Consider the following 12,446-nt stretch of genomic DNA (forward strand, 5'->3'; position numbering starts at 1 on the left):
CCAATTAGCCCCGTTTGCCATGTCCCGTAATGCCCTGACGCTGGTATTTCCAGTTGCCGTAGCGCTGCTCGTGTGCAGCCTTGTCGTCTTGTTTCTGACCGCCACCGGCCTGGAGCCGGGGCCTGCGGCCGAAGAACCCTACGCCGCGGCTACCGCCGATTCGGTGCGGGCCGCTACCACACCCGGCCAAGACTCGCTGTACCTGGCCTCATTAAATCTGTCGGCGGCTGACGCGGAGGCCGTGGCCGCTGGCGACGCCCTTTTCAAAGGCAACTGCGCCCAGTGCCACGCCATCAACGACGTGGTGGTCGGCCCGGCGCTGGCCGGCATCGACAAGCGCCGCCCGCTGCCGTGGATTATCAAGTGGGTGAAAAACTCCAGCCGGGTAATTGCCAGTGGCGACGAGTACGCCGTGAAAGTCTTCAACCAGTACCAGAAGCAGCAGATGCCCAGCTTCAACCTCACGGACGATGAAATCCGCAGCATCGTGAAGTACGTGAGCAGGCAGGAAGGGGCGCCCAACGTGGGTGTCGATGCGGTGGCGGTCAATTAGGCCCAGACTAGCCGCGGTTGCGCATTCCTGCCCCGCCGATGATACCTTTGTCCATCATCAGCCGAGCCCCCCGTGACCGACGCCGAATTCGATATCCTCGACGAGCTGTACTTCGTCGCTTCGTTTAACGACTTGCTGCAGCGCACCCAACTGCCCGCCGCCGAGCTGGAGCAGGGCCTGCGCAGCCTGCTGGAGCAGGGCTTGGTGCGCTGCTACTGGCCCGACCCCGACACCGAGCTGGCCTACGAGCCCACGTCCTTCGGCGCGCTGCGGCAGGACTGCTTTTTCCTCGCCTCCAAGGAAGGCCTGCTGCAGCACAACACGCGCTGATGGCGGCTCCCGTTCTACATCCGCCCGCCGCGGCGCCGGTGCGTACGCCCGGTTACTACGTGCGGCGGCGCCTGCTGCGCAACACGCCCGCCGTGGCCGGCGCTGCGTTCATCCTGCTCTGCAGCTTGGTAGCCGTGCTCGGCTACCTCATTCTGCCCGATCCTTCGCCCGACGCCAACAACAGCTTGGTGCAGCTGCAGAAGCAGCCGCCCGGCTTCCGCGCCACCATTCTGCACCTGCCGCTGGCCGATTCAGCCGGGGAGGCGCCGGGCCTGGGCGGGCGCTGGCTGGGCGGCGTGCCCGCCCGCACCGAGGAAGTGCCCATCGGCGGTTGGCAGGTGCAGGGCGACACGCTGGTGGTGCAGCCGTTTCAGGCCAAGGGCACCCTGCCCGAGCCCGCCCGCCGCTACGCCCTGAGCCGTGTGGCCGGCCACGCTGGACCTCCCGCCGCGCTGCGGGCCGAAATCGAGCGGGACCGAATCAGCCAGCGCACCTACTGGTTGGGCACCGACAAAGCCGGCCGCGACGAACTGAGCCGCCTGCTGCTGGGCACGCGCATTTCGCTGGGCATCGGGCTGGTGGCGGTGCTCATTTCGCTGGCCATCGGCGTGGCGGTGGGGGCAGTGGCTGGCTACACCGGCGGCTGGCTCGATTCACTTTTGCTGGGCGTAATGACCGTGGTGTGGAGCATTCCGGGTATCATGCTGGTAATTGCCATTTCGCTGGCCTTTGGCTCTAAAGGCGTGTGGACCAGCTTCGTCGCCGTGGGCCTGACCATGTGGGTGGACGTGGCGCGGGTGGTGCGCGGGCAACTGCTGAGCCTGCGCGAAAAAACCTTCGTGGAGGCCGGCCGCGTACTAGGCTTGCCGACGAGTCGCCTGCTGATCCGTCACCTGCTGCCCAACCTGCTCGGCCCGCTCATTGTCATTGCCACCAGCAACTTCGCCGCCGCCATCCTGCTCGAAGCCGGCCTGAGCTTCCTCGGGCTGGGCGTGCAGCCACCGGCCCCGTCCTGGGGCCTGATGGTCAACGAAGGGTTCCAACTGCTGGGCACCCAGGCCGGTTTGTGGCTTACGCTGCTGCCCGGTGCGGCCATTAGCCTGCTGGTGCTTAGCTTTAACCTGCTCGGCAACGGCCTGCGCGACGCTTACGACCCCAAAACTCCGCTACAGTAGGGTAGGAGGGCAAGAGGGTGTGGGAGTAGGAGGTGAAATTATTTCATCTCCCAACCCCCGACCCTTTTGCTACCTCACAAACTCTTGCCCTCCTACCCTCATACCCCGACCTCATGCCCGATACCCTGCGTCCCCTGTCCAAAGAGGAGTACCTGCTACTCAAGCTAAAGGAACGGGAACTAGCCGCGTTGCTGGAAATTACTCCGGTTATCAACGGCGAGCCGGATGACGATAACCTCTTCAAAATCTTTCAGTTCACCCTGCTGGGCCAGCTGGGCGTACGGCAGTTGGCCGTCTACACCGTGCAGGACGGCCAGTGGCGCTGCGCGGTTTCGTTCGGGCCGGGCATGCCCGACTTTCGCGGCGTGACGCTGCCCGAGCAGCTGCAGCGCTTCCCGCCGGAGCACCCTGTCGGCGTGGCCGATTTGGAGCTGGGGGCGCCCTGGCAGCACTTCGCCTCGGTGCTGCCCGTGCGGCAGAGCGAGCAAATGCTGGGCTTGGTGTTCATCGGGTTGGCCCACCAGAACTACACGGCCACCGTCGAGGCCCGGCGCGAGGCCGTATCGTTTATCGAGTCGCTGAGCCAGATGCTGCTCGGGGCCGTGTCGTCGCGGCGGCTGGTGCGCCAGCAGGTGCAGGCCGCGGCCGTGCGCAAGGAAATCGAAATTGCCCAGGAAGTGCAGGCTATGCTCTTCCCCAACAAGCTGCCCAACGACCAGCACGTGGCCGTGCACGCCACCTACGTGCCCCACACCGCCGTCGGCGGCGACTTCTACGACGTGGTGGCCATCGACCAGGAGCGGTTTCTCTTCTGCGTGGCCGACGTATCGGGCAAGGGCGTGGGCGCTTCGCTCTTGATGTCGAACTTCCAGGCCGGGCTGCGCACGCTGCTGCGCCAGCAGGCCGAACTCTCGACCGTCGTGAGCGAGCTGAACAACCTCATCTTCCGCAACTCCGGCGGCGACCGGTTTATCACGGCCTTCTTTGGGGTGTACAACCGCGCCACGCGCGAGCTGGAGTACGTCAATGCCGGCCATAACGACCCCTTGCTGCTGCCCGACGTGGGCCAGGGCCCCGCGCAGGTGCTCAAAACCGGCACCATCATGCTCGGGGTGATGGAGGAGCTGCCCATGCTGAAGGTGGGCCGCGTGCCCGTGCCCCCGCACAGCACCCTGCTCAACTACACCGACGGCCTGACTGAAGTGTTCAACGAAGCCGGCGACGAGTTCGGGGAAGAAGGCGTGCTGCAAACCATGCGGGAGCACCGCTACCTGCCCCTGCCCAAGCTGCACGACGAACTGCTGCGCCGCATCACCGCCTTCAACGTGAAGGGCACCCACTACGCCGACGACATTACCATCCTGACCTGCCGCTTCCGCTAAGCCGAAGCCGCGCTTCGCCGCCCGGGCGCCGCTGCCGCAGGAAAACCACTGCGCCGGCGGCGCCCGGGTGCATTAATACCATCTTCAGCCATGCAGGCCCCCGCCGATATTCAAGATGTTATTGCGCACATTCGCCACGCGCTGGACCACGCTTTTGCCCGCCTCGATGCCTGGTTTGACCACCCGGCGTCCGAACGGCAGTACCGGCCGCAAGCGGGCGGCTGGACCGTGGAAGAAGTGCTGGAGCACGTCGGGCTGACCAACCACTTCCTGCTCATTCTCATCGACAAGGGAGCCGCCAAAGCCCTGAAAAATCAGGCCGGCCTGGACCTGGCCACCGAGCTGCAGGGCTACCGGTTTGCCGATGCGCGCCTCGACGAAATCGGCCTGCACAAGTCGTTCGAGTGGATGCGGCCCGCCCACATGGAGCCCACGGGCGCCCAGCCGCTGGCCGCGGTGCGCCGGCAGCTGCACGAGCAGCTCCGGCATTGCCACCGGGTGCTCGATGCACTGCCCCACGGCGAAGGCGTGCGCTACCGCACCACCATGAGCGTGAACGGCTTAGGCAAAATCGACGTGTATCAGTACGTGTACTTTCTGGCCCGGCACGCCGAGCGCCACCTTGCGCAGCTGGCGCGCATCCGGGAAGAATACCGGGCGGCCACCCGGTAGCGCCGCCGCTTAAGCGGCGGGCTCCGCCGACGGTAGCGGCCGGTCGGGGGCAGCGGCCGGCTCGCCGAGCCACCGCTGGCACTTGATCAGCACGGCCAGGCTGATGAAGAAGAACGAACCGATTTTATCGACTTCGATCAACTCGTTGAGCGTGAGGTGAAAGATGATGACGATAAGCGACAAGGTGGCCGCCAGCACCACTCGGCGCAGGGCGGGCCAGCCGGCCGCGCGGTGGTAGAGGTTTTCGGCCGTAATCAGGGCCACGCAGAGCAGCACGGCAAACAGCACGAAGCCCGGCACGCCCTGCTCAGCCAGTTGCAGCAGGAAGTAGTTGTGGGTGGTGGAATGCTCCGGGTTGTCCGACACGTAGGTGCGGAAGCTCTTGACAGTGTAGCGCTTGTACTCCGGGTAGAACGTTGACGGGCCGCTGCCGGTGACGGGCTTGTCGGCCAGCATGCGGGCGGCGGCCACCCAGCGGTACACCCGCTCCATGCCCGATACGTCCTGCAGCTTGTAGGTCGCCTCCAGGTGCTTCTCGAAGTTGCCGCCGTTAAACACGGTTTTCTCGAAGTCCGGGGCGTAGAGCATGTAGTTGTTTTGCTGCACGAAGTAGGTCGCGCCGGCGCCTACCCCCAGCAGCGCGCCCAGCAGCACCCAGCGGGTAAAGCGCAGGCGCATAATCCAGTAGAAGCCGGCCGCAATCGGAATCGAGAGCATGGAGGCCCGGGTGTAGGAGAAAAACAAGCCGAACACCAGCACCCACACGGCCCACTGCCACCAGCGGCGCGCCCCGCTGCCGGGCGCCGCGTTTTGCCGGCCGTAAAAGGCGTAGGGCAGCAGCAGCGCCAGCACCGTGGCGTAGATAACGTGGTTGATGTAAAAAGGCTGAATGGCCCAGTTGATGCCGGCAAAGCTGAAGCCCACCGTGGCGTGGCGCACAGCCGTGTAGAGCACCGTGACGCAGGCCCCGCCCGCGTGGCAGGCGGCCACGCGCCACACGTCGGCCGGGCGGCGCAGCAGCATCAGGGTAATGAAGAGGAAGGGCCCCAGGTACCAGGTTTTGGCCAGCAGGTACTTCACCGATTTGGTGGTGTCCACCGAAAACAGCGTCGAGACGCCGGCCCAGAGCAGCATCAGGCCCAGGATGAGGACGATGGGGTGCAGCACCTCGCGGCGGGACAGCTCGATGCGCCCGCTGAGCAGGGCTATGCCCAGGCAGCCCAGCAGCAGCAGCATGAGCGGCTCCGAGGGCACGTCGAGGGTGAAGGTGCCAATTTTCAGCTCCTGCGAAAACGCCAGCGTGCTCAGCAGCAGGTAGTACAGCCAGCGCCAATCGATGATGAGCACGCCCACGCCGATGGCCACCAGCGCGGGCAGCACGCCCGCCAGCGGCGAGCGGGCCGCCACCCCGACCACCCCGCCCACCAGCAGCAGCAGCACGAAGGCCACGAACACCCGCTCCGGGGTGTCGCGGGGGCGCAGCCGGGTCAGCCAGGTATTCATAACAGCGGGAAGCGAAGAAAGCGGATAAAACGAACCGGGGCGACCCGCCGCACTAGGCGTGCTGCGGGGCTTGGGCCGGGGTGCGGAAGCGGCCCACGTTGCTGCGGTAAATTTCCAGCAGCGCAATGACCACCACCGAGAGGGCGAAGGTGATGACCATCGACGACACCACGATCAGCCAGCGGATGGGCTTGGATTTCTTGGCGGCCGGGTAGGCTTTCTGCACCACGTAGAGCGAAGAAATACGGCCTTTAATGGCCAGTTCGGCCGTTTCGTAGGCCGATTTGGCGCCCACCAAGCGGCTCTGCAGGTCGTTGAAGCGCGCGTACAGGGTGGTCATCGAATCCGTACCCTGCACGTAGTTCTCCAGGTTGATGACGTTGCCGCCGTCGGCATGGGTCAGCGCGTGCAGGGCCCGGCGCAGTTCGCGCACCTCGCCGGCGTTGCCAGCGGCTTCGGCCCGGCGCAGCGCCGTTTCGGTTTTGATGATTTCCATGCCCAGGTAGCGGGACTGTTGCTCCAGGCCGTAGATGCCGTAGCGGCGGCGGCCTTCGAGCAGGGCTTTGCGCGTGCGGTCGTACTCGCTCTGCAGGAAATCGTAACGGGTGCGGTAGAGCCCGAGCACGCGGCGGCGGTTTTCGAGCGTGAGTTGCTGGTTAAACGAGTCAATCACGCTCACCAGGGTGTTGGCCACGCGGGCGGCCAGCTGCTTGTCCTCGTCCTGAAACGTCAGCTCGATGGCGTCGCGGTCGGAGTGCATGATGGTCAGGTTGCCGCTGAACTCGTCCAGCGCAGCCTGTTCGGCCAGCTCCGCGTTGCCCGTCGTATCGATTTTGTAGTGCTGCTGCAGGCGAAATTTCTGGATGATGTGCTCGGCCACCGGCTGCGAGTTGCCGATGGTGATGACGCGGTCAATGTCCTCGGTGCGGCCGCTCAACTCCAGCTTGCCCCCTTCGATAACAATGCGGTCGGGGTCAGTGGTCTGCGGGTTGGTGGGATAAAAAACAGCCGTGGATTTGAAGATGTTGGGCAGCGTCAGGGCCACCACGATGCTGATGACGGCGGCCAGGCTTACGGCCCCGAGCACCAGGTATTTCCACCGGTTAACAATCGGCCAAAGGCCCAATAAAGAGTAAGGGCGTGCGGACATGTAGCGCAAAAAAGAAGAATCAGCCCGCCGCCGCGGCCAACTTGCCGGGGCGGACTTGGCAAAGCTACCACAAAAACCGGGTACGCGCCGCTTTTTGGTAGCTTTGCGGCCCACCTTCCTGCCTCGCCGCCATCAAACGCTTTTTCGGAAATATCAGCCTAGCCGTCCTGCTCAACCTGCTCGTGAAGCCGGGCTGGGTGCTGGCCGAGAACGTGGTGCAGGACCGCATCGGCAACGCGGCCTTCGGCACGTTTGCCGCCTTGCTGAACTTTACGCTGGTGCTGGCCTCGGTGTCGGACCTGGGCATTACTCAGCACACCACCAAGCGCGTGGCGGCCGAGCCGGGCTTTTTGCCGGAGTATTTTCCCACGGTGCTGCCCCTGCGCGGAGCGCTGAGCGTGGTGTTTCTGGTGGTGATGGTAGCCGGCGGCTGGCTGATGGGCTACCGCGGCCACACGCTCACGCTGCTGGCCCTGATCGGGGCGGGCCTGCTGCTGACGCAGTACGCGCAGTTTTTGCGCGGGGCCGTGCAGGCCCACCAGCACTTCCGCACCGATGCTTGGCTCTCGGTGCTCGAAAAAGCGCTGATGCTCGGGCTGGTGCTGGCCCTGCTGCCCGTCGGCATTACCCTGGACCGCTACGTGGGCATGCGCACGGCGGCGGCGGCCTTCACCTTCGTGCTGCTGTATGGGCTGGTCACGCGGTTGTTTGGGCGGGTGGCTTGGCGCCCGCGGCGCGCCCAGGCCGGCGAGCTGCTGCGCGGGTCGTTGCCCTTCGCGCTCATCACCCTGCTCTACGGCATGAACGAGCGCATCGACATGCTGATGATCGAGCGGCTGGCCTCGCCCCAGGAGGCGGGTTACTACGCCGGCGCCTACCGCTGGGTCGACGCGGTGATGATGTACCTCTGGACGGTGCTGCCGCTGTTCTTCGCCAAGTTTGCCCACTCCCTGCACAGCCGTGAGGAGCAGCGCGAGCTGCTCTGGTTCGGGCAGCGCGTGGCCACGGTGCCGCTGCTGTTCGTGGCCGCCTTCGTGCTGTTTCACGGCGAGCTGCTGTTTTTTCAGTTCAAGCACAGCACCCCCGCCGAGCTGGCCCGCATGACGCTGTGCGCCCAGCTGCTGTTCCTGAACGTGCTGGTGCACGCCTTTTTTGCCATTTACAGCACCTTGCTCACCAGCACCTCACACGAGCGGCCGGTAAGCTGGCTGGTGGCCCTGAGCATCGCCCTGAACATTGGGCTGAACGTGGTGCTGCTGCCGCGCTACGGGGCCGTGGCCGGGGCTCTGAACACGCTCGTCTGCGCCGTGGTGGTGTCGGGCGGCTACGTGTGGCTGGTGCGCCAGCGCGCCGGCGTGGCCGTGCCCTGGGGCCTGCTGGCCCGGCTAGGCCTGACCTTCGGCGGGCTCTGCGCCGCGTGGTACGGGCTGCAAACCTACGCCCAGCTGCCCTGGCTGGCCGAAAGCGTGGTGGCCGGGCTGCTCTTCGTGGGCCTGCTCTTCGGCACCGGCGTCGTCAGGGTAGGGGAGCTGCGCGCGGCCCTGAAGAGCAAGGGCTAAGCGGACCTGACCGCCAGCCTGGCCCGCCGGGCAACACGCAGACGCGGCTCCTGCGGCGCGCAATCAGCACATTAGCACATTCAAACCCATTAGCGAAGCGAAGCACATTTGGATATAGCCGTCAACACCCGCTTCCTGCTGCCCGGCGACCAGCTCGAGGGCATCGGGCGTTTCACCTACGAAACGCTGCGGCGCATGGTGCAGCAGCACCCCGAGCACACGTTTCACTTCTTGTTCGACCGGGCCTTCGACCCGCGCTACCTCTTTGCCCCAAACGTGGTGCCGCACGTGCTCAACCCGCCGGCCCGGCACCCGCTGCTGTTCGTGGCCTGGTTCGAGGGCGCGGTGGCCGCCTGGCTGCACCGCCACCGCCCGGCCGTGCTGCTGAGCACCGACGGCTTCACCACGCTCCGCACCGCGGTGCCGCGCGTGACGGTGGTACACGACCTGGCCTTCGAGCACTTTCCGCAGGACGTGAGCTGGCTGGTGCGCCAGTACTACCACTTCTTCTTCCCGCGCTTCGTGCGCGCCTCCCGCCGCTTGGTGGCCGTGTCGGAGGCCACCCGCCAGGACCTGGTGCAAACCTACGGCGTCGACCCCGGGCGCATCGACATCGTCTACAACGCGGCCGATGCGCACTTTCGGCCCCTGCCCGCCGCCGCGCAAACGGCCGTGCGCCGGCAATTCAGCGGCGGCCGGCCCTACATTTTGTTTGTGGGCGCCCTGCAGCCGCGCAAAAACCTGGTGAACCTGCTGCGGGCCTTCGACCAATTCAAAATCCAGACCGGCTCCGATACCCAGCTGCTCATCGTGGGCCGCAAGGCCTGGAAAGCCGGGCCCATTTTCGACGTGTACCAGCAGATGCAGCACCAAGGCGCGGTGCAGCTCACCGGCCGCGTCAGCGACGAAGACCTGGTGCGGCTCTACGCGGCGGCCCGGGCTTGCGCCTACGTGCCTTATTTCGAGGGCTTTGGCATTCCCATCGTGGAGGCGCAGCAAAGCGGCTGCCCGGTGCTCACCTCCGACCGCAGCTCCATGCCCGAGGTGGCCGGCCCCGGCGGCGCCCTGCTGGCCGACCCCTTTTCCGTCGACGAGCTGGCCGCCGCTCTCACCCAACTCGACACGGACGAGGCGTTGCGGACGCGGTTAATTGAGCAAGGTTTGGTAAACTCGCAACGCTTTGGCTGGGACGAAAGCGCCCGGCGGCTTTGGGCCAGCGTGGAAGCCGCGCTGCGGTAGGGGAGAAGTTAGCTTGTTAACGAGGTTTACTATTTAAGTAAGCGGGTTTAGCAATGGGCGTCAGAGGCTTTGCCAAGTCGGCCGCGGAAGGCAAGATGCGCCACTCCGGGCTGCGGCGTCAGTCTGACCGGGCGGGCTTACCTTCGCGCCGCCACCAATTTTCCCGCTCTTCATGCGCCTGCACCGCCTGCCCGACGTGATGCACCGCTGGCTGCCCGGCGCCGTCTGGCAGGGGCCGGCCGCTGCCGCGCCCACCGTCTACCTCACCTTCGACGACGGCCCCATTCCCGAAGAAACGCCCTGGGTGCTGGAGCAACTGGCCCGCTTCGACGCCAAGGCGCTGTTTTTCTGCGTGGGCGACAACGTGGAGCGTCACCCCGACGTGGCCCGGCAGGTGCTGGCCGCCGGCCAACAGCTCGGCAACCACACCCACCACCACCGCAGCGGCTGGAGCACCCCGCGCGCGGACTACCTGCAGGACGTGGCCCGCTGCCAGCAGGCCCTGGAGGCGCTGCAGCCCGGCGCCCCGCGCTTTTTCCGGCCGCCCTACGGCCGCATCACGCCCGGCCTGCACCGCACCCTGCAGCCCGAGTACCAAGTGGTGATGTGGGACCTGCTCACCTGCGACTACGACCGCGCCTACGCCCCCGAGCGCTGCCTGCGTGAAGCGCTGCACTACACCCGGCCCGGCGCGGTGGTCGTGTTTCACGACAGCCTCAAGGCCAGCCCCAACTTACGCTACGTGCTGCCACGCTACCTCGAAGCGCTGCGCGAACGGGGCTACCAATTTGGCGCGCTCTAGACCTATGCTGATCTGGGCATTGTGCGCGTTTTTTGCCGGCTGGTTTGCCGTGCTGCTGGGCTCCTGGCTGCTCTTTAGCCGGCGCCGGGTGCCGCGGGCCCGGCCGCTGCCCAGCTCGCCGCCCCGGGTGAGCATCCTCATTGCGGCCCGCAACGAAGAAGCCGCCATCGGCCGCTGCCTGCGCAGCGTGCGGGCCCTCGACTACCCGCCCGCGTGCCTGGAAGTGCTGCTCGGCGACGATGCCAGCACCGACCGCACCGCCGCCGTGGCCGCCGAGGTCATGCGGGGCTTTGCCGGCTCGTTTCGCATCCTGCCCATCACCGACACCCTGGGCCTGGCCCGCGGCAAGGCCAACGTACTAGCCCACCTGGCCCGGGCCGCCACCACGGACTTCTTCCTCATCACCGACGCCGACATCGAGCTGCCCCGCGGCTGGGTGCCGGGCCTGCTGGGCCACTGGCAGCCGGGCACGGGCACCGTCACCGGCCTGACCGTGGTGGGCGGCCCGCGCCTGTTCGACCGCCTGCAGGGCCTCGACTGGCTGATGTCGCTGGCGCTGGTGCAGATGGTGTCGGACCGCGGGCAGCCCGTGACGGCCATGGGCAACAACATGCTCATCAGCCGCGCCGCCTACGAGGCCGTGGGCGGCTACGAAACGCTGCCGTTTTCCGTCACGGAGGACTACGAGCTGTTTCGGGCCGTGCTGGCCCGGGGCTTCGGCTGGCGGAACGTGTTCGAGCCCGCGGTGCTGGCTGAGTCGCTGCCGATGGCCACCTGGCGCGGCTTGCTGCACCAGCGGCGGCGCTGGCTGCGCGGCGTGGAAGCCCTGCCGGCGCACATTCAGGCGGGCCTGATCTACTACGCCGGCTTCTACCCAGCCCTGGCCGTGGCCGGCTGGCACGGGGGCGCCGGGGCGGTGCTGGGCATTTGGGGCGCCAAAATGCTAGCCCAGGGCCTGCTGGCCGGCAGCGCCTTCCGCCACGCCGGCCGCCGCGCGCCCCTGCACCTGCTGCCGCTGTTCGAGCTCTACACCCTGGCCGTCACGGCTGGCCTGACGTGGTTTCGCCTGAGCGGCCGCGCCTTCGAGTGGAAAGGCCGGCGCTACCGGCAATGACGGTGGCATGGGTTGCGGGGCCGCGCGGCAATTCGCCGTGCAGCCCACTTTCGTAGCTTTGTCCCGTCCCCCATTGTCCCCAAACCCGTGAACCGGAGGAAAGCGTAAGCCAAATCCGGAAAACCTTCTACATCCGTGGTCCTGACCGATTCCCACGCCCACATCTACGCCGAGCAGTTCAAGCAGGACCGCGACGAAGCCCTGGACCGCGCCTACGCCGCCGGCGTGCGCACCATCCTGATGCCCAACATCGACCACACCAGCATCGACGTGATGCTGGAAACCGAGGCGCGCCACCCCCAGCACTGCTTTGCCATGATGGGCCTGCATCCCTGCCACGTGCTCAAGGACTTCGAGCAGGAGCTGTACCGCGTGGAAGACTGGCTCGCGAAGCGCCCGTTTGCGGCGGTGGGGGAGTGCGGCGTGGATCTGTACTGGGACAAAACCACCCTGGCCTGGCAGCAGGAGGCGCTGAAAGTGCAGCTCGACCTGGCCAAAAAGCACCAGCTGCCCATCGTGCTCCACACTCGCGACGCCTTCAACGAAACCGCCGAGCTGGTGGAAGCGGCTCAGGACGGCACGCTCACGGGCGTATTTCACTGCTTTTCGGGCAGCAAGGAGGAGGCCGAACGCGCCATCAAGCTGGGTTTTAAGCTCGGCATCGGCGGGGTGGCCACGTTCAAAAACGGCGGCCTCGACCAGGTGCTGCCCCACGTCGGGCTGGAGCACCTGCTGCTGGAAACCGACTGTCCGTATCTGGCCCCGGTGCCCCACCGCGGCAAGCGCAACGAGCCCAGCTTCCTGCCCCTGATTGCCCAGCGCGTGGCCGACCTGCTGCAGCGCGACGTGGCCGACATTGCCGAAGCCACCACCCGCAACGCGGCGGAGCTGTTCAAGTTGTGAAGGGTGAAATTGTGAAGAGCTCTTTGGCCTTCTTTTACTGAACTGTTTCGCTATCTGCTATTTC

The 12,446-nt window shown here is 66.3% G+C and carries 12 protein-coding genes; 10 read left to right on the forward strand and 2 right to left on the reverse strand.

The features are described from left to right. Positions 1 to 19: 19 nt before the first annotated feature. From LJ737_RS20520 to LJ737_RS20540, 5 genes are all read left to right on the forward strand, one after another. The gene (locus LJ737_RS20520) at positions 20 to 553 is read left to right on the forward strand and encodes a c-type cytochrome (protein ID WP_227768628.1); all 534 of its coding nucleotides are present in this window, start codon (positions 20 to 22) and stop codon (positions 551 to 553) included. 72 nt (positions 554 to 625) lie between these two features. Continuing rightward, on the forward strand, positions 626 to 883 hold the full coding sequence (locus LJ737_RS20525) for a hypothetical protein (RefSeq protein WP_227768629.1): 258 nt from the start codon (positions 626 to 628) through the stop codon (positions 881 to 883). Next, positions 883 to 2,058, forward strand: coding sequence for an ABC transporter permease (locus tag LJ737_RS20530; protein WP_227768630.1), 1,176 nt, complete (start codon positions 883 to 885; stop codon positions 2,056 to 2,058). Before LJ737_RS20525 ends, LJ737_RS20530 begins: the two co-directional genes overlap by 1 nt. A gap of 113 nt (positions 2,059 to 2,171) precedes the next feature. Beyond that, the gene (locus LJ737_RS20535) at positions 2,172 to 3,440 is read left to right on the forward strand and encodes a PP2C family protein-serine/threonine phosphatase (RefSeq protein ID WP_227768631.1); all 1,269 of its coding nucleotides are present in this window, start codon (positions 2,172 to 2,174) and stop codon (positions 3,438 to 3,440) included. Between the two features lie 90 nt (positions 3,441 to 3,530). Continuing rightward, positions 3,531 to 4,112: a DinB family protein gene (locus LJ737_RS20540; protein ID WP_227768632.1), complete on the forward strand. Its 582-nt coding sequence runs from the start codon at positions 3,531 to 3,533 to the stop codon at positions 4,110 to 4,112. Between the two features lie 9 nt (positions 4,113 to 4,121). On the opposite strand, the gene LJ737_RS20545 is transcribed toward LJ737_RS20540, so the two are convergent. After that, entirely contained in the window at positions 4,122 to 5,615 is a 1,494-nt protein-coding gene (locus LJ737_RS20545; RefSeq protein WP_227768633.1) for an O-antigen ligase family protein, read from the reverse strand. Positions 5,616 to 5,667: 52 nt separating this feature from the next. Next, complete coding sequence (locus LJ737_RS20550) at positions 5,668 to 6,765, reverse strand: GumC domain-containing protein (RefSeq protein ID WP_227768634.1); 1,098 nt, start codon at positions 6,763 to 6,765, stop codon at positions 5,668 to 5,670. 182 nt (positions 6,766 to 6,947) lie between these two features. On the opposite strand from LJ737_RS20550, the gene LJ737_RS20555 reads away from it, so the two are divergent. The 5 genes from LJ737_RS20555 to LJ737_RS20575 all read left to right on the forward strand — a co-directional run bounded on the left by LJ737_RS20555 (position 6,948) and on the right by LJ737_RS20575 (position 12,382). Next, entirely contained in the window at positions 6,948 to 8,324 is a 1,377-nt protein-coding gene (locus LJ737_RS20555) for an oligosaccharide flippase family protein (RefSeq protein WP_227768635.1), read from the forward strand. Positions 8,325 to 8,432: 108 nt separating this feature from the next. Continuing rightward, complete coding sequence (locus LJ737_RS20560) at positions 8,433 to 9,563, forward strand: glycosyltransferase family 4 protein (RefSeq protein WP_227768636.1); 1,131 nt, start codon at positions 8,433 to 8,435, stop codon at positions 9,561 to 9,563. A 172-nt stretch (positions 9,564 to 9,735) separates the two neighbouring features. Further along, the gene (locus LJ737_RS20565; protein ID WP_227768637.1) at positions 9,736 to 10,365 is read left to right on the forward strand and encodes a polysaccharide deacetylase family protein; all 630 of its coding nucleotides are present in this window, start codon (positions 9,736 to 9,738) and stop codon (positions 10,363 to 10,365) included. Positions 10,366 to 10,369: 4 nt separating this feature from the next. Further along, the gene (locus tag LJ737_RS20570) at positions 10,370 to 11,479 is read left to right on the forward strand and encodes a glycosyltransferase (RefSeq protein WP_227768638.1); all 1,110 of its coding nucleotides are present in this window, start codon (positions 10,370 to 10,372) and stop codon (positions 11,477 to 11,479) included. 135 nt (positions 11,480 to 11,614) lie between these two features. Further along, complete coding sequence (locus tag LJ737_RS20575; RefSeq protein WP_227768639.1) at positions 11,615 to 12,382, forward strand: TatD family hydrolase; 768 nt, start codon at positions 11,615 to 11,617, stop codon at positions 12,380 to 12,382. The last annotated feature ends 64 nt before the right edge of the window (positions 12,383 to 12,446 follow it).

Origin of the sequence: Hymenobacter sp. 15J16-1T3B (genome assembly GCF_020711235.1) — a bacterium.
GTDB lineage: Bacteria > Bacteroidota > Bacteroidia > Cytophagales > Hymenobacteraceae > Solirubrum.

What these genes read in the sequence shown, in the direction of transcription:
- LJ737_RS20520 (WP_227768628.1), top strand. Translation starts at nt 20, where the DNA reads ATGTCCCGTAATGCCCTGACGCTGGTATTTCCAGTTGCCGTAGCGCTG.
- LJ737_RS20530 (WP_227768630.1), top strand. Translation starts at nt 883, where the DNA reads ATGGCGGCTCCCGTTCTACATCCGCCCGCCGCGGCGCCGGTGCGTACG.
- LJ737_RS20535 (WP_227768631.1), top strand. Translation starts at nt 2,172, where the DNA reads ATGCCCGATACCCTGCGTCCCCTGTCCAAAGAGGAGTACCTGCTACTC.
- LJ737_RS20540 (WP_227768632.1), top strand. Translation starts at nt 3,531, where the DNA reads ATGCAGGCCCCCGCCGATATTCAAGATGTTATTGCGCACATTCGCCAC.
- LJ737_RS20545 (WP_227768633.1), bottom strand. Translation starts at nt 5,615, where the DNA reads ATGAATACCTGGCTGACCCGGCTGCGCCCCCGCGACACCCCGGAGCGG.
- LJ737_RS20550 (WP_227768634.1), bottom strand. Translation starts at nt 6,765, where the DNA reads ATGTCCGCACGCCCTTACTCTTTATTGGGCCTTTGGCCGATTGTTAAC.
- LJ737_RS20565 (WP_227768637.1), top strand. Translation starts at nt 9,736, where the DNA reads ATGCGCCTGCACCGCCTGCCCGACGTGATGCACCGCTGGCTGCCCGGC.
- LJ737_RS20570 (WP_227768638.1), top strand. Translation starts at nt 10,370, where the DNA reads ATGCTGATCTGGGCATTGTGCGCGTTTTTTGCCGGCTGGTTTGCCGTG.